The sequence below is a fragment of the Peribacillus asahii genome (genome assembly GCF_004006295.1).
GTDB classification, from domain to species: Bacteria; Bacillota; Bacilli; order Bacillales; family DSM-1321; genus Peribacillus; species Peribacillus asahii_A.
In genome coordinates, this window is sequence record NZ_CP026095.1 from 1,568,064 (window position 1) to 1,585,307 (window position 17,244).

Sequence of the window (17,244 nt, forward strand, 5' to 3'; positions counted from 1 at the left end):
CAGCATTAGTGAACATCGTTGGGCTAAAGAAGAATGTGTTAATAAAAACAGATTCTTGGGTAACAGGAGTTACTCGCTATCAGATGAGTAAGATGGTAAAATGATGAATGGATGAACATGCTTGATTTAAAGAGGATGGTGACCATGGCTAAAGGGAAAAATGAACTAGTAGAGTGGATAAAAGCGATTATTGTCGCTGTTATTATCGCAACGGTCATTCGCCAATTCTTTTTTGCTCCGGTTGTTGTGGATGGTTACTCGATGATGCCGACTTTGAAGGATACAGATCGAGTCATTACGAATAAATTTTCTTATGTAATAGGCAAGCCGAAACGCTTCGATATTATTGTGTTTGAGGCACCAGAAGGCAAGGATTATATTAAACGTGTAATTGGCTTGCCAGGTGACAAAGTTGAGTATGATCATGATACGCTCTATATTAACGGCAAACCGTATCAAGAGCCTTATTTAGATAAATATAAAGCAAAGTTAGTAGATGGCGGCCCTCTAACAGAATCTTTTACATTAAAGGATATTAAAGAAATTAATCAAGAAACGGTACCAGAAGGTTATTTATTCGTTATGGGCGATAATCGTCGTTTAAGCAAGGATAGCCGTCATATAGGTGTCATCTCGTATGATAAAATACTAGGTAAGACAAATACGGTGTATTGGCCTATAAAAGATATAAGGAAAGTCGAATAGATTGTTGAAACATTAGAAATAGGAAGGTTGATTTTTAGTGACAATACAGTGGTTCCCTGGCCATATGGCCAAAGCAAGACGGGAAGTAACGGAAAAGTTAAAATTAATTGATATTATCTTTGAATTGGTAGATGCGAGAATTCCAGCATCTTCAAGAAATCCGATGATTGATGAGATTATTCAACATAAGCCAAGAATTATTTTATTGAATAAGGCAGATATGGCTGATCCAGTGAAAACAAAGCAGTGGCTCCAGTACTTTAAAGCACAAGGAAAAACAGCTATTGCGATTAACTCGCAAGCGGGTAATGGCTTGAATCAGATTACAGCAGCTGCTAAAGAGCTGTTAAAAGAAAAGCATGAGCGGATGAGAGCGAAAGGTATTAAGCAGCCACGAGCAATTCGGGCGATGATTGTCGGTATTCCAAACGCGGGGAAATCGACGCTGATCAATCGATTAGCGAAGAAAAATATTGCTAAAACGGGGAATACACCAGGTGTGACGAAAGCGCAGCAATGGATTAAAGTAGGCAAGGAAATGGAGCTGCTCGATACACCGGGAATTCTTTGGCCGAAATTTGAGGACCAAGAGGTAGGCTTGAAGCTAGCATTAACAGGAGCTATTAAAGATACTATTTTAAATTTACATGAGGTATCGCTCTACGGCCTTCGCTTTTTAGAAAGAGAATATCCAGAGCGGCTGCAATCGCGCTATAACTTAGATCAGATTCCAGAAGAAACCGTGGAGCTTTTCGATGCGGTTGGTCAATTCCGTGGCTGTTTAGCTGGCGGTGGTCTTGTCGATTATGATAAGACGGCTGAATTAGTTGTTCGAGAGATTCGTTCCGAAAAATTAGGGCCTCTTACATTTGAAGTACCTGGTGAAGAACGAGAAGATATAGAAGAATAATTAATGGATACGGAGCTGGATGTTTTCGCTCCGTATTTTTGTGCAATAAGACAGCATGCAATTTTTGATAAGTGTTGGTGTCTAATTTTATACCTGACCCCCTTAGCTAATAGCTATTCAAATTTAATATCTATCAATCAAGGGCCGGGCGGCGTTTTTTCTAATTAGATGCTGTAGAATGACAGTGGGATAGCCGATAATGAATATAACAGGTGAGAATATGGACACACGTATGAGTATTAAAGAAATAGCATTGAAATTACAAGAGATTACGAATCCGAATGATGATTTTTTCATTCAATGTCAGCATGATGAGCGCAAAGGTGTTATCAATTTAGTGAAGAAATGGGAGCGTTCGTTTGAAAAAGAGCTGCAATTAAAGCAGCATTTTATCACTATGTCTCAATATGAACGAGAGTTGCGAAAGCAAGGGTTTGCGCTTATTGCTGGAATTGACGAGGTAGGGAGAGGTCCGCTTGCAGGTCCTGTTGTGGCGAGCGCGGTTATGTTGCCAGAGACGTTTTATTTGCCGGGACTCAATGATTCTAAAAAAATACCCGAAATAAAGCGTGAATTGTTTTATGAAACGATTATGCAAGAAGCGATTGCGGTCGGAATAGGCATTGTTGATAATGAAGAAATTGATGCGATTAATATTTATCAAGCAACGAAGAAAGCGATGATTACCGCGATTTCTGAATTACGCGAGCAACCGAATCATCTTTTAATTGATGCAATGGAGCTTGAAGTGGACATTCCGCAGTATTCCATTATTAAAGGAGATGCTAAAAGTATTTCTATTTCTGCAGCATCGATTATTGCAAAAGTGACGCGGGATCGCATGATGAAGGAATATGCAAAGCAATATCCCGAATATGGTTTCGAACATAATATGGGGTACGGGACGAGTGTACATTTAGAGGCGCTATCCCGATATGGACTGACACCATGGCATAGAAAAAGCTTTTCGCCTATTAAAGAAATGATTCATCGTGGGTAATTGTATGGAAGGAGATGAGAAGTGTGCAATTTGTAACGATGGGGGCCCAAGTCCATACATCTACAAATGTAGATTCCGGTCTCGCATTTAAAGCTGGACAAATCTTTTTCGGGAAAGTAAATAAAATTTACCCGAATCAAATAGCCGAAGTGCGAATTGGCAATCAAAAACTTATCGCTACTTTAGAAGCTCCTTTGCAAGCAGGAGAACGCTATTGGCTGCAAGTTCAATCTAATGAGAGGAAGCCTGTGTTAAAGGTATTAGATACACCGCATGCCGCCCAGACGATGAATATGAAAGCAGCCGCTCAACAATTGATTGTGCACCTTGGGATAACTGCGAATGCGGAGGCAGCAGAACTTGCTGAGTTTCTTATGAGAAATCAGTTTCCCATTACTAAAGATTCGTTCCAAACGGCCCTGCAATGGCTGAAATTAACAGACTCTTCTCAATCTGGCTTAGCGACGATTAAAACGATGTATGTTCAACAATTGCCTTTTGTTGAGGATGTTTTTAAAGCTCTATTAGCCCAGTCTAAAGGAGAATCTCTACATAATATGCTTGGCGATTTGCTTGGCAAGCTCACTTCAGCATCTACTGGCACAGCGACAACACATCAATTAAAAGAAGTACTAGAGTCGCTTGTTATATCGAAACAAGGACATCTACAAGAAACAGGCTTATTGAAGCTTGTAAGTCAATGGGCAAGTCCAGATGCAGCTCCTGACCTTAAAGCAGGAGCATTTAGTTTACTTCAGAAAGTTGGTTTGATTTCTCCTTCGTTTTCGGAAGCAGAATTTTTAACGAAACTAGTTACAGATTCACAAATAAGCGATGTCCCTCAGGCTAAAACAGAGCTTGCTATGAAGTGGCAGCAAGGGATGCAGCTGCTTGCTGATTATAAAACAGCGCTACAAAATGGAGATCATCGTACTGTATATCTTCAAAATGTGACAAACTGGTTGGCTGAGCAACAAGGAGTGCCAAAAGCTCCATTAACAAGCTTGGTACAAGGACAACAGCTAGCGGCAACGAGTGTAAGCTCAGCCGATTTTGCTCAGCAGCCTGCCAATTCAGCTGCGCTTTTAAAGATAAATCCTCAGCAAACTGATTTACCAAAGTTGACGATGGACATAGTGGAAATGCTAGTTACTGAAAGTGAGAGCAAATCTGTTCTAACATCATTTTTAAATTTGTTGAATCCAAATCGTTCACAGGTAAATGGTGCGAAGGAGGCTTTAACGAACCAATTGTTATCATTTTCACAAAATCCCTCTGAGAGCTCAGTATTACCACATGAAAAAGCAGTTTTACAAGTACTAGCATCAGAGTTTCAAATGACAGATTTGACGACAGGAACAGCCGTATATTCTCACTTGAAGGACATCGTCAAAATATTAGGGCTACAATTCGAGCATGTACTGGCGCATGCACAAAATGCGAATCCGACTGCTTTAGAAGAAGAGCTTGTGACGTTAAAGCCGCTGCTGCTTAAGTTGCTTCAGGAACAGCAGCATCCAGCTGTTATTAAAGAGCTGGCGGAACAGATTGTGAATCGTTTAACCGCTCAGCAAATTATGTCACAAGAAAATGGGCCGCTTCAAAATGTTTTGCTGACGTTACCATTAAATATAGGGAAATATGAAACCGATGTTACTTTACAATGGAGCGGCCGTCGAACACAAGAAGGTGGTATTGATCCAAATTATTGTAGAATTTTATTTTACTTAGATCTTGAACAATTAAAGGAAACGGTTATTGATATGCAAGTTCAAAATCGAGTGATTAAAGTCGCTGTCATGAATGAACAGAGTGAGACATTAGAAAACATGGCAAGTCCTTATATCGGTCTCTTACGAAGCAGTCTTGAACAATTAAATTATAAATTATCTGGTGTATTATTTGAAAATACGCTTATGAAACATGGGAAGGAAAAAAGGAACCAGTCGACTTCGTATCCAGTGGCTGGTTCCTACAATGGAGTGGATGTTCGAATATGATAGAGGATAAACGAGCAGAAGCTATTGCTTTGAAGTACGATTCTGAAAAAGACTTGGCTCCCAAAGTATTGGCTAAAGGAAAAGGGAAGGTAGCAGAGAACATTTTAGAAAAGGCAAAAGAGCTAAATATTCCTGTCCAAAAGGATCCGTCACTAACTGAGCTTCTAGGGAAATTGGATATTAATGAAACCATACCAGATGAATTGTACCGCGCGGTGGCTGAGGTATTTGCCTTTATTTATAAAATGGATCGAGATGCAGAATCGCGTAATAGATAAAACTATTTTAATATAATGTTGATTTAGTAAAAACATAGCTTAGGCTATGTTTTTTTCTTTATTTTAGTTAATTATCTGGTCCAAATAAGAGAATATAGTAGACAATATTTTTAACATTTTATACAATAAATTGGAAGTATATGATAAAAGTGCTATTAAATCCCTTGTTTTATAAAGGAAATACATTAGCCTATTTATATACTGATATAGAAGCTGTGCGAGAAGAACTTGTTGGAGAATATTTTCTCGAAATAAGGGGGATGGAAACATGAATATCCATGAGTATCAAGGCAAAGAGATTTTAAAGAAATATGGGGTGTCTGTACCGAACGGACGAGTTGCGTATACGGTTGAGGAAGCGGTTGATGCAGCAAAAGAACTAGGGACAGATGTCGTTGTTGTCAAGGCTCAAATCCATGCCGGGGGACGTGGAAAAGCCGGTGGTGTGAAGGTAGCAAAAGATCTTAAAGAAGTGCGTACATATGCCGAAGAACTTCTTGGGAAAACACTTGTAACGCATCAAACCGGACCATCTGGCAAAGAAGTAAAACGATTGCTTATTGAAGAGGGATGCGATATTCAAAAGGAATATTATATCGGTTTTGTTTTGGATCGTGATTCCGATTGTATCGTACTTATGGCTTCTGAAGAAGGGGGCACAGACATCGAAGAAGTAGCAGAAAAGAATCCAGAGAAGATTTTTAAAGAATATATCGATCCAGTTGTTGGATTAGTACCTTATCAGGCGCGAAAGATTGCTTTTCAAATAAATATACCAGATCAAGTGATTAATAAAGCTGTAACGTTCATGCTTGGATTATATAGAGTGTTTATTGAAAAAGACTGTTCAATTGTAGAAATTAATCCGTTAGTTGTAACGGGAGATAATCAGGTTTTAGCGTTAGATGCCAAGTTTAATTTTGATGACAATGCTTTATATCGTCAAAAAGAGGTTATGGCTTATCGGGATTTAGATGAAGAAGATGCAAAAGAAATTGAAGCCTCTAAATATCAGTTAAGTTACATTTCATTAGAAGGAAATATCGGTTGCATGGTCAATGGTGCAGGACTTGCGATGGCAACGATGGACATTATTAAACATTATAATGGTGACCCGGCTAACTTCCTTGATGTAGGGGGCGGTGCGACGGAAGAAAAGGTAAAAGAAGCATTCAAAATTATTTTATCAGATAGTCAGGTTAGAGGAATTTTCGTTAATATTTTTGGAGGAATTATGAAGTGTGACATTATTGCTGCGGGAGTAGTAGCAGCAGCGAAGGAATTGGGTCTCGATGTGCCGCTTGTTGTTCGTTTAGAAGGTACAAATGTTGAATTAGGTAAACAAATTTTACGAGAATCCGGCTTGAATATTACAGCCGCAGAGTCGATGGCAGATGGTGCGCAAAAAATTGTCTCATTAGTTGGTTAATGAATGGAGGAGGGAATGTTATGGCGATTTTTGTTAATAAAGACACAAAGGTTATTGTTCAAGGGATTACAGGCTCAACAGCCGCGTTTCATACGAGTCAGATGCTTGATTATGGTACAAAAATTGTAGCGGGTGTAACACCGGGGAAAGGCGGCACAGAAATCGAAGGGGTTCCTGTTTATAATACAGTTGCAGAAGCTGTGCGCAAAACGAATGCAACCGCTTCTGTTATCTATGTTCCAGCTCCGTTTGCGGCAGATGCGATCCTAGAAGCAGTTGATGCTGAGCTAGACTTAGTGATTTGTATAACTGAGCATATTCCGGTGTTAGATATGGTAAAAGTAAAACGATATTTACAAGGCAAAAAGACGAGATTAATAGGACCGAACTGTCCAGGTGTCATTACAGCGGATGAATGTAAAATCGGCATTATGCCGGGCTATATTCATACAAAAGGGCATATAGGCGTTGTCTCTCGCTCAGGTACATTAACCTATGAAGCCGTGCATCAATTAACGAATGCAGGCATTGGACAAAGTACGGCTGTTGGGATTGGCGGTGACCCGGTCAATGGTACAGATTTTATTGATGTATTAAAGGCCTTCAATGAAGATCCGGATACACATGCTGTTATTATGATTGGTGAAATCGGCGGAACAGCTGAAGAGGAAGCGGCACGCTGGGTGAAGGCTAATATGAAGAAGCCTGTTGTTGGCTTTATCGGTGGTCGTACTGCACCTCCGGGAAAACGCATGGGGCATGCAGGTGCAATTATTGCTGGTGGAAAAGGAACGGCGGATGAAAAAATTCGTGTAATGAATGAATGCGGGATTCGAGTGGCAGCTACACCGTCTGTCATTGGAGAAACTTTGATTTCCGTTTTAAAAGAGAACGATCTTTATGAAGCTAGTAAAGTGCGTTAAATAATTAGGAAAACCGCCTTTGGCTTATTTTAAGTCAGAGGCGTTGTTGTATTAAGGTATAAATCGTAAGTGTACTAAAAAGTCAACTTGGCAAAGTACTGCATGCTTTTGCCGTCGACTTTTCTTCAAAAATCCCCCGTAAGGAGTGTCCTCATTTGAATCCAAAAGACAAGCTTATCCATCTTCATCATTGTCGCGGCGCTGGTTGGAAAACGATTCAAGCTATTGTTCAAGTCGATCCATTACTATCTTCTCTTTTTACAAAGTCATATGCTGAATGGAAGGATATCGTGCCGTTGCCTTCAAATAAGCTGCAAATGTTCTTTCGTGATTTACATTCGCTTTCTATTATGGAGAAACTAAGGAGATACGAAGAGTGCCATATTCAGTGTTTAACGATGTTTGACGAAGAATATCCTTATTTGCTTCAACAAATCTTTGACCCCCCTTGGGTGCTTTATATGAAAGGGAGAAAAGAATTATTAAAGGAACAGAACACATTAGCTATCGTCGGGACGAGAACGCCGACAACATACGGCCTAGGGGCATTAAAGACTATTCTTCCCAAGTTAGTTGAGAAGAACTTTACTATTATTAGTGGAGTCGCTGCAGGCATTGATGCTGCTGCTCATATGGTTACCCTTAATGAAGGAGGAAAAACCATCGGTGTTTTAGGAGGGGGGCTGCTGCACATTTATCCGAAAAGGAATGTACAATTGGCAGAGACAATGATGAAACAAGGTCTCTTGTTGTCAGAAATACCTCCGATGAGACGGGCAGAACCATGGATGTTTCCCGTGCGCAATCGAATTATTAGCGGTTTATCAAGAGGAGTGCTTGTTATAGAGGCGAGAAAAAGAAGTGGTACACTTATTACAGCACAGGCTGCTCTTGAGCAAGGAAGAGATGTCTATGCCTTGCCTGGGAATATTTTAAGTCCTCAGTCTACAGGTACTAATCAATTAATTCAGGATGGAGCCAAGCTTGTGCTAGCCGCTTCAGATATCGAGGAAGAGTATGCAAATCTTTTTTAAACGACTTTGTTAAACAATAGGGCGGTTCATAATATCTTGTAATCCAGCCTTTTATATAGGGGGAATTTTAGGGGGAATGTGCAAAAGTAATACAATTTATACAGGGAATTTTTATAAAAAGGGTTGAAATTTTTGTAAAATTGTTATAAATTTTGCAAAACCCCTTTTTGTCTAGATAGAGGTTAACAATGGAAAGAGATATTGACAAATGAATTTTGAATGATTAATAATAGTGAAGATTTATATTACCTCTTTGAGGAGGACTTGTTGAATGTCAGATTACTTAGTGATAGTAGAATCGCCGGCGAAGGCGAAGACGATAGAGCGTTACTTAGGAAAAAAATATAAAGTTAAAGCTTCAATGGGACATGTTCGCGATTTACCTAAAAGTCAAATGGGGGTAGATGTTGAGCAGGACTATGAGCCTAAATATATAACAATTCGCGGAAAAGGTCCTGTATTAAAGGAATTAAAGACCGCTGCTAAAAAAGCAAAGAAAATTTACCTCGCAGCTGACCCCGATAGAGAAGGGGAGGCGATTGCTTGGCATTTAGCTCATAGTTTAAATGTAGATATTCATTCAGATTGCCGTGTGGTATTTAATGAAATTACAAAGGATGCCATTAAAGAATCGTTTAAATCACCTAGACCAATTAATATGAGTCTAGTCGATGCTCAACAAGCGAGACGTGTTCTAGACCGCTTAGTAGGCTATAACATTAGTCCTTTGCTTTGGAAAAAAGTAAAAAAAGGACTAAGTGCAGGACGCGTTCAATCTGTGGCCGTTCGAATGATTATTGATCGCGAAAAAGAAATAAAAGATTTTGTTCCGGAAGAATATTGGAGCATTAGAGCGGATTTTGTTAAAGGAAAGGAACAATTCGAAGGTGCTTTTTTCAGCTTAAATGGTGAGCGAACGGAATTAAAAAGTGAAGAAGATGTGAAAAAAGTACTAGCTAACTTAGAGGGCAGTGAGTTTAAGATTGCAGGTGTAACTAAAAAAGAACGTAAGCGTAATCCCGCAGCGCCTTTCACAACGTCTTCTTTACAGCAAGAAGCGGCGCGGAAATTAAATTTTCGTGCTAAAAAAACGATGATGCTCGCTCAACAATTATATGAAGGAATTGAGCTTGGCAAAGAAGGAACCATCGGGTTAATTACTTATATGAGAACGGATTCTACACGAGTTTCGGACGTGGCTAAGCAAGAAGTGCATACATATATTGAAAGCACATACGGGCAAGAATATATGCAAGCAGAGCAGAGGAAAGAAAAGAAACAAACCAATGCGCAAGATGCTCATGAAGCTGTGCGACCAACGAGTACATTACGTGAACCGAGTTCGGTAAAAGAATTTCTTTCTCGTGATCAATTCCGTTTATATAAATTGATTTGGGAACGTTTTGTAGCTAGTCAGATGGCTGCAGCGGTTATGGATACGATGAGCGTTGATCTTCAAAATGGTCCTGTTTTATTCCGTGCTAATGGCTCGAAAATTAAGTTTCCAGGTTTTATGAAAGTGTACGTGGAAGGAACTGATGATTCCGTTGAGGAGAAAAATAATTTACTGCCAGATGTAGTGGAAGACGACATCTATTTTTCGAAAGATGTAGAGCCGAAGCAGCATTTTACGCAGCCGCCTCCACGCTATACAGAGGCAAGGCTTGTCCGTACATTAGAGGAGCTTGGAATAGGTCGACCATCAACGTATGCGCCAACCCTGGATACGATTCAGAAACGAGGATACGTAACGCTCGATAACAAACGTTTTGTGCCAACGGAGCTTGGAGAAATTGTGTTAGAGCTTATTCGTGAGTTTTTCCCAGATATTTTAGATGTTGAATTTACAGCCAAAATGGAGCAGCAATTTGATGGTGTCGAAGAAGGCCAGATAGAATGGATTAAAGTAATTGATGAATTTTATCAAGACTTTGCCATTGATTTAGCAAAAGCTGAAGCTGAAATGGAGAAAATCGAAATCAAAGATGAACCAGCAGGCGAAGATTGCGAAGAATGTGGTCATGAGATGGTCTTTAAAATGGGACGTTATGGAAAGTTTATGGCTTGCAGCAATTTCCCAGACTGTCGCAATACGAAGCCAATCGTAAAGAAAATTGGTGTGAAGTGTCCGAAGTGTAAGGAAGGCGACATCATTGAACGAAAAAGTAAAAAACGTCGTCTCTTTTACGGTTGTGATACATATCCAAGCTGTGATTTTATTTCCTGGGATAAGCCATTACCAAGAAGCTGTCCAAAATGCGAAGGCATATTAGTGGAGAAGAAGTTGAAAAAAGGAATGCAAGTTCAATGTATAGAGTGTGATTACAAAGAAGAGCCACAAAGTTAAATGGTTAGAAAAGGTGAGCCCAGGCTCACCTTTTCTTTGTGTAGGTCGGATAGATAAAAGAGGATGGAAGAAGGGCAATCATGTAAGCTTGCGGCCTTTTATTGTCTAAAAAAAGAGAGGTGTCTAATGAGTGTATATTAGTTTGATAATGGAGAAGGCACTCGCTTTTTTAGGGAAATTATAAAGGGATTCTTTTGGTTGGGGACTATGTGCATGAACTTGTTATTTCGTACGATTTTTGGTTTAAAGGAATCAAAAACCAACAAGGTTATGTAACAGAGCATTGTTGGAGGAAATACGGTGATAGATCGAAAAACTTTTTTATTTAGCGAAGGTGATGTACAATGCAGTGGACAATTCCTTTTGTTTAACGATATAATGTTTAATTGCGGTCTAGGAATAAAAAAGGATGTCGCGCATCTAAGCACATAGAGGTCACTATTTCCCGTAAAATAATGAATGAAAATTTGTGAGTGAATATATGAGAAGGTAGATCAAAATCATAATTTTATTTGAACTATAAAATGAACATGACCTGTCTAGAAGAGAGGCACTCGCTGTGTTTTTTAAAGGCAGGCTGTACTAAATCATAGTGTTAATCAAACGGTTTTTTGCGTCCAGTTTCCTCGTGTATTGGGAATTAACTAAGGCGCCTTGTGCTTTTCTTATCATATCTTTATATGGAGGTTCGTAAAATGAAAGAAGCAAAAGTTAATGTGATTGGAGCAGGTCTTGCAGGAAGTGAAGCTGCGTGGCAACTGGCTAATCGAGGAATTCAAGTTCGTTTGTATGAAATGCGTCCAGTGAAGCAAACACCAGCTCATCATACTGATAAGTTCGCAGAGCTTGTATGCTCTAACTCTTTGCGTGGCAACGCGTTAACGAATGCGGTAGGCGTTTTGAAAGAAGAAATGCGCATGCTCAATTCAGTTATTATCGCAGCAGCCGATGCGTGTGCAGTTCCTGCTGGCGGAGCTCTTGCAGTAGATCGACATGAATTTGCAGCACGTGTGACAGATTTAGTGAAAAATCATCCTAATGTAACCGTTGTAAATGAAGAGGTAACAACGATTCCTGAAGGCCCAACGGTCATTGCGACGGGACCTCTTACAAGCCAAGCATTATCGAATAGTTTGAAGGAGATTATGGAGGAAGAGTATTTATATTTTTATGATGCTGCTGCACCAATCGTTGAAAAAGATAGCATTGATATGAATAAAGTGTACTTAAAATCCCGTTATGATAAAGGAGAAGCCGCTTACTTAAACTGTCCGATGACGGAAGAGGAATTTGATCGTTTCCATGAAGCGTTAATCACAGCGGAAACTGTTCCATTAAAAGAGTTTGAGAAAGAAATCTTCTTTGAAGGATGTATGCCAATTGAAGTAATGGCGGCACGCGGGAAGAAGACTATGCTGTTTGGGCCGATGAAACCAGTTGGACTAGAAGATCCGAAAACAGGTAAAAGACCTTTTGCTGTTGTTCAATTACGCCAAGATGATGCAGCAGGTACGTTATATAACTTAGTAGGCTTTCAAACGCATTTGAAATGGGGGCCACAGAAGGAAGTCCTTCGATTAATTCCAGGTCTTGAAAATGTGGAAATTGTTCGATACGGGGTTATGCATCGCAATACGTTTATTAATTCACCAAAAGTATTGAAATCAACGTATCAATTTAAAAATCGTGATGATCTTTTCTTTGCAGGTCAAATGACGGGTGTAGAAGGGTATGTGGAATCGGCTGCTTCAGGATTAGTTGCAGGAATGAATGCGGCTCGAATGATGATGGATCAAGAGCCAATTGTATTCCCACAAGAAACAGCGATTGGAAGTATGGCTCACTATATTACGTCAACAAATGCAAAAACATTCCAACCGATGAATGCTAATTTTGGATTATTCCCAGACCTTGGTGTTAGAATTAAGTCGAAGAAAGAACGATATGAAATGCATGCTAATCGCGCTTTACAAACAATTCAGAACTTTATGAAAAGTTTGTGAAATATTTGCTTGCAGTCAGTAAGTGTGATACGATTTAGTAGCCTTTGAGAGGTGTATGTATGGTGGATACGAAAAAAGCGTTACAATTGTTTATAGAATATTTACAAATTGAGAAGAACTGTTCACCTTATACAATTGATAATTACAAACGAGATCTTGGCGAATTTTTTTTGTTCTTAGAGACACAGAACATTCAGCAATTAGCGTTGGTTGAATATTTTGATGCTCGTCTATTTTTAACAACTTTATATGAACGAGATTTATCTAAACGGACAGTTGCAAGGAAGATATCTTGCTTACGAACCTTTTATAAATTTTTAGTACGAGAAGGGACGGTGGGGGAAAATCCATTTTCCCTCTTAGCTCTACCTAAAAAAGAACAAAAGCTGCCTCGTTTTCTTTATGAGGAAGAGATCAATCAGCTGTTTTCTGCTTTAAATAAAGACACACCGATGGGCTTGCGGGATGCTGCTTTATTAGAGGTCCTTTATGCAACAGGGACTCGAATTAGTGAATGCTGCAACATTCAATTACAAGATATTGACTTCTCTCTTGAAACGATTTTAGTGCATGGGAAAGGGAAAAAAGATCGATATGTACCATTTGGTCAATGTGCTAAAGAGGCTCTACAGACTTACATAAATATAGCACGTACCGAGACGATGTCTTCTTATCGAACATCTCATTCCTATTTGTTTATTAATTATCGTGGAGAGCCATTAACTGTTAGAGGAGCTCATTATGTGTTAAATGAATGCATTAAAAAAGCTGCGGCAAATGGGAAGCTGCATCCTCATATGTTAAGGCATTCGTTTGCCACGCATTTATTAAATAATGGAGCGGATTTAAGAACGGTTCAAGAGCTTTTAGGGCATTCCAAAATTTCATCTACTCAAATTTATACGCATGTAACAAAAGAGCAGCTTAGAAAAGTATATAATTCAACACATCCAAGGGCTTAATACGCTTTTCGAAAGGGGTATTCTTATGACAACCATTTTTGCTGTTCATCATAATGGACAATGTGCGATGTCTGGCGACGGTCAAGTGACATTAGGAAACTCAGTCGTGATGAAGCATACAGCGAGAAAAGTGAGAAAGATTTTTAACGGTAATGTGCTGGCGGGATTTGCTGGATCTGTAGCGGATGCTTTTACTTTATTTGAAATGTTTGAGGCGAAGCTTGAAGAATATAATGGTAATCTTCAGCGGGCGGCTGTCGAAATGGCAAAGCAATGGCGCAGTGATAATATTTTGCGCAAGCTTGAAGCGATGTTAGTCGTAATGGATCGGAAACATTTGTTACTTGTCTCAGGTACAGGGGAAGTGATTGAGCCAGATGATGGAATTTTAGCGATTGGTTCTGGCGGTAATTACGCTCTAGCTGCAGGGCGAGCTTTAAAGCGGTTTTCCGCTGAGCAGTTATCGGCGAGAGACATTGCAGAGTCTGCATTAAACATTGCAGCTGAAATCTGTGTGTTTACGAATTCAAATATTATTGTAGAAGAGCTGTAAGGGAGGAGCGCAAAAATGGCAAAGAAAGCTGCTTTAACACCGAGACAAATTGTTGAGAAATTGGATCAATATATTGTAGGTCAAAAAGAGGCAAAGCGTGCTGTAGCTGTTGCCCTTCGCAATCGTTATCGTAGAAGTCTTTTATCCGATCAGTTACGTGATGAAGTCGTTCCGAAAAATATTTTAATGATTGGACCGACTGGTGTTGGAAAAACAGAAATTGCTCGCCGAATGGCGAAGCTTGTTGGAGCTCCTTTTATTAAAATTGAGGCTACGAAATTTACAGAAGTCGGTTATGTCGGCCGCGATGTGGAGTCAATGGTTCGAGATTTAGTGGAGACATCAGTCCGTCTTGTGAAAGAAGAAAAGATGGTGAGCGTTAAAGAACGAGCAGAAGAACAAGCCAATCGCCGTTTAATTGAATTGCTTGTTCCATCAACAAAAAAGCAAAACAATTTTAAAAATCCATTAGAAGCATTGTTTGGTGGAAGCCAAGTGCAAGAAGAAACGGTTGAATCATATTCTGAGGATGTAAGCTTGCAGCAAAAGCGCAAACTGATTGCGGACCGCTTAGCCAAAGGTGAACTAGAAAACGAAATTATTACGGTAGAGGTTGAAGAACAACAAGCATCGATGTTTGATTTATTACAAGGTTCGGGCATGGAACAGATGGGTATGAATATGCAAGATGTTCTAGGCGGACTAATGCCGAAGAAGAAGAAAAAGCGTAAGCTGAAGGTAAGTGAGGCGCGCGGTGTTTTAGTGAATGAAGAAGCGGCGAAGCTTATCGATATGGACGAAGTGACACAAGATGCTGTGAGGCGCGCGGAGCAAACCGGAATTATTTTTATTGATGAAATTGATAAAATTGCAAGCAAACAGTCCGGTTCGTCTTCAGCTGATGTTTCTCGTGAAGGGGTTCAACGGGATATTTTACCGATTGTAGAAGGATCAACCGTTGTAACAAAATATGGATCTGTTAAGACAGATCATGTGTTATTTATTGCAGCTGGGGCGTTTCATATGGCTAAACCTTCTGATTTAATTCCGGAATTACAAGGAAGATTTCCAATTCGTGTTGAGTTACAGAAACTAACGGTTGATGATTTTGTACGGATTTTACATGAGCCAGATAATGCTTTATTAAAACAGTATATAGCATTATTGGAAACAGAAGGTATACAAATTGAATTTTCTGACGATGCTATTGGTAAGATTGCGGAAGTAGCGTTTGAAGTCAACCAAAATACGGATAATATCGGGGCAAGACGTCTTCATACAATCATGGAACGTTTATTAGAAGATTTGTCGTTTGAAGCACCGGAGATTACCCTTGAGAAGATTACAATAACACCGCAATATGTAGAAGAGAAGTTAGGCTCTATTGCGCGTAATAAAGACTTAAGTCAATTTATTTTATAATTAATGATTGAGATGGATAGGCACTATTGGGAGGAACAATAAAGATGAACTTATTAAGTAAAACAAGAAAAATTAATGCAATGCTCCAAAAAGCAGCCGGTAAACCTGTGAATTTTAAAGAAATGGCCGACAGTTTAAGTGAAGTGATTGACGCGAATGTATTCGTTGTAAGTCGTCGAGGAAAATTATTAGGTATTTCTATTAGTCAAAAAATTGAAAATGAACGCTTAATAAAAATGTATGAAGAGAGACAATTCCCTGAACAATATACGAAGAATTTATTTAATATACAAGAAACTTCTCCTAATTTGACTATGGATAGTGAGTATACAGTTTTCCCGATTGAAAATAAAGATCTCTTCGCTAATGGATTAACAACGATTGTACCAATTATCGGTGGTGGTGAGCGTTTAGGTACATTAGTTCTGGCTCGTTTAGAAGAAAAATTTGAAGATGATGATTTAATTTTAGCGGAATATGGTGCAACGGTAGTAGGAATGGAAATCTTGCGTGAAAAAGCAGAAGAAATTGAAGAAGAGGCTCGCAGTAAAGCTGTTGTACAAATGGCAATCTCTTCATTATCCTATAGTGAATTAGAAGCAATTGAGCATATTTTTGAAGAATTAAAAGGGAATGAAGGGCTGTTAGTAGCATCTAAAATTGCTGACCGTGTCGGCATTACACGTTCCGTTATTGTAAATGCTCTTCGTAAGTTAGAAAGCGCTGGGGTTATTGAATCTCGCTCTTTAGGTATGAAGGGGACATATATTAAAGTATTGAATGATAAATTTTTACTTGAATTAGAGAAATTAAAAAATAGTTAATAGAAGAACAGCAAGAGAATAGGGTCTTGTAATGTCCTAAGTAAAAGGATATTACAAGGCTCTTTTTGATGTTATATTTCCTACGAAAGCGGCGGTCTAGCTTTGACAGCTTATATGACCCCGAGAGGCTAGAAGATTATAGCTGCAGTAGAGTATCTATCCCTTGTCTATATTCCTTATTTCCTCATAAGTTTGAGGCCGGAGTCTTGATTTTTCGTTAAGTGTTGGGTGAAAAGTTATAATGGAGAACATTTTTTGTTACATTAGTGTGAAGTTTTTTGGGAAAATAGAGAAGAAAGTCACATAAGTGTGATTTTTATCATTTTAATTATATTGTTATAACTACTACAATAGTAGAAATGCTTTATATAGTGCGCGGGATATGTAAGATTGAAGCAGACGGTCGATGGTCATGGTAAATGTATATATTTGTCGATTTTTATCAAAAATAGGTGAATATTTCTAGTGGGTATAGGTATCAATGTTTAAAAAGTATGAAAAATCTTAATAATTTCTGACTCCAATATACGGTATAATTGTTAATAGTTATAGATTTTTAACTATTTTTTTAAAAAGAGGTTATTTTGAAATGAGTTGAAAGGGAACAAATAATTATTCTTATACGAAAAAAATAGTTCTAAAGTAACAGGCGCGTAGAGTGATTTTCTTCTATTATTAGAGATGTGTTTTCGGAATAACTGGATTATTTGTCGAAATATGTAATAAAAAATAATTTTTTTGGTATTTTAGTTAAAAAATATCGACAAAATAGTACTTTAGTTTTGTGAAAATTCGATGATTTATTTACGGATTAGTCTTACAATGATTACTGAGAAGATGGTCGATATAGTACA

Annotated in this window: 14 protein-coding genes; all 14 read left to right on the top strand. The window is 38.7% G+C overall.

Annotated features, from left to right (window positions below):
- Positions 1–144 precede the first annotated feature (144 nt).
- The 14 genes from lepB (at position 145) to codY (ending at position 16,390) form a co-directional block, all read left to right on the top strand.
- Positions 145–705 (top strand): signal peptidase I, encoded by a 561-nt coding sequence (gene lepB, locus BAOM_RS07690; protein WP_127759772.1) that lies wholly within the window; start codon positions 145–147, stop codon positions 703–705.
- A gap of 37 nt (positions 706–742) precedes the next feature.
- Entirely contained in the window at positions 743–1,615 is an 873-nt protein-coding gene (ylqF, locus tag BAOM_RS07695) for a ribosome biogenesis GTPase YlqF (RefSeq protein WP_127759773.1), read from the top strand.
- A 199-nt stretch (positions 1,616–1,814) separates the two neighbouring features.
- Positions 1,815–2,615: a ribonuclease HII gene (locus BAOM_RS07700; protein ID WP_373995320.1), complete on the top strand. Its 801-nt coding sequence runs from the start codon at positions 1,815–1,817 to the stop codon at positions 2,613–2,615.
- Between the two features lie 23 nt (positions 2,616–2,638).
- On the top strand, positions 2,639–4,615 hold the full coding sequence (locus BAOM_RS07705) for a hypothetical protein (protein WP_127759774.1): 1,977 nt from the start codon (positions 2,639–2,641) through the stop codon (positions 4,613–4,615).
- Positions 4,612–4,893: an EscU/YscU/HrcU family type III secretion system export apparatus switch protein gene (locus tag BAOM_RS07710; protein WP_127759775.1), complete on the top strand. Its 282-nt coding sequence runs from the start codon at positions 4,612–4,614 to the stop codon at positions 4,891–4,893. Before BAOM_RS07705 ends, BAOM_RS07710 begins: the two co-directional genes overlap by 4 nt.
- Before the next feature lie 268 nt (positions 4,894–5,161).
- Complete coding sequence (gene sucC, locus BAOM_RS07715) at positions 5,162–6,322, top strand: ADP-forming succinate--CoA ligase subunit beta (protein ID WP_127759776.1); 1,161 nt, start codon at positions 5,162–5,164, stop codon at positions 6,320–6,322.
- Positions 6,323–6,342: 20 nt separating this feature from the next.
- Positions 6,343–7,245, top strand: coding sequence for a succinate--CoA ligase subunit alpha (sucD, locus tag BAOM_RS07720; protein WP_127759777.1), 903 nt, complete (start codon positions 6,343–6,345; stop codon positions 7,243–7,245).
- Positions 7,246–7,400: 155 nt separating this feature from the next.
- Positions 7,401–8,279 carry a DNA-processing protein DprA gene (gene dprA / locus BAOM_RS07725; RefSeq protein ID WP_127759778.1) on the top strand — a complete coding sequence of 293 codons (879 nt, stop codon included), beginning with the start codon at positions 7,401–7,403 and terminating at the stop codon, positions 8,277–8,279.
- 271 nt (positions 8,280–8,550) lie between these two features.
- On the top strand, positions 8,551–10,626 hold the full coding sequence (gene topA, locus BAOM_RS07730) for a type I DNA topoisomerase (protein WP_127759779.1): 2,076 nt from the start codon (positions 8,551–8,553) through the stop codon (positions 10,624–10,626).
- 695 nt (positions 10,627–11,321) lie between these two features.
- The gene (gene trmFO, locus BAOM_RS07735; RefSeq protein ID WP_119116573.1) at positions 11,322–12,629 is read left to right on the top strand and encodes an FADH(2)-oxidizing methylenetetrahydrofolate--tRNA-(uracil(54)-C(5))-methyltransferase TrmFO; all 1,308 of its coding nucleotides are present in this window, start codon (positions 11,322–11,324) and stop codon (positions 12,627–12,629) included.
- A 59-nt stretch (positions 12,630–12,688) separates the two neighbouring features.
- Positions 12,689–13,591: a tyrosine recombinase XerC gene (xerC, locus tag BAOM_RS07740; RefSeq protein ID WP_127759780.1), complete on the top strand. Its 903-nt coding sequence runs from the start codon at positions 12,689–12,691 to the stop codon at positions 13,589–13,591.
- A 25-nt stretch (positions 13,592–13,616) separates the two neighbouring features.
- Entirely contained in the window at positions 13,617–14,144 is a 528-nt protein-coding gene (gene hslV, locus BAOM_RS07745; protein ID WP_119116571.1) for an HslVU peptidase proteolytic subunit, read from the top strand.
- Between the two features lie 15 nt (positions 14,145–14,159).
- Positions 14,160–15,566 carry an ATP-dependent protease ATPase subunit HslU gene (gene hslU / locus BAOM_RS07750; RefSeq protein WP_127759781.1) on the top strand — a complete coding sequence of 469 codons (1,407 nt, stop codon included), beginning with the start codon at positions 14,160–14,162 and terminating at the stop codon, positions 15,564–15,566.
- Positions 15,567–15,610: 44 nt separating this feature from the next.
- Positions 15,611–16,390 (top strand): GTP-sensing pleiotropic transcriptional regulator CodY, encoded by a 780-nt coding sequence (codY, locus tag BAOM_RS07755; RefSeq protein ID WP_127759782.1) that lies wholly within the window; start codon positions 15,611–15,613, stop codon positions 16,388–16,390.
- Positions 16,391–17,244 lie beyond the last annotated feature (854 nt).

Coding starts and splice junctions, on each gene's coding strand:
- lepB (WP_127759772.1), top strand. CDS start 145: ATGGCTAAAGGGAAAAATGAACTAGTAGAGTGGATAAAAGCGATTATT.
- BAOM_RS07700 (WP_373995320.1), top strand. CDS start 1,815: ATGAATATAACAGGTGAGAATATGGACACACGTATGAGTATTAAAGAA.
- BAOM_RS07710 (WP_127759775.1), top strand. CDS start 4,612: ATGATAGAGGATAAACGAGCAGAAGCTATTGCTTTGAAGTACGATTCT.
- sucC (WP_127759776.1), top strand. CDS start 5,162: ATGAATATCCATGAGTATCAAGGCAAAGAGATTTTAAAGAAATATGGG.
- sucD (WP_127759777.1), top strand. CDS start 6,343: ATGGCGATTTTTGTTAATAAAGACACAAAGGTTATTGTTCAAGGGATT.
- topA (WP_127759779.1), top strand. CDS start 8,551: ATGTCAGATTACTTAGTGATAGTAGAATCGCCGGCGAAGGCGAAGACG.
- trmFO (WP_119116573.1), top strand. CDS start 11,322: ATGAAAGAAGCAAAAGTTAATGTGATTGGAGCAGGTCTTGCAGGAAGT.
- xerC (WP_127759780.1), top strand. CDS start 12,689: ATGGTGGATACGAAAAAAGCGTTACAATTGTTTATAGAATATTTACAA.
- hslV (WP_119116571.1), top strand. CDS start 13,617: ATGACAACCATTTTTGCTGTTCATCATAATGGACAATGTGCGATGTCT.
- hslU (WP_127759781.1), top strand. CDS start 14,160: ATGGCAAAGAAAGCTGCTTTAACACCGAGACAAATTGTTGAGAAATTG.
- codY (WP_127759782.1), top strand. CDS start 15,611: ATGAACTTATTAAGTAAAACAAGAAAAATTAATGCAATGCTCCAAAAA.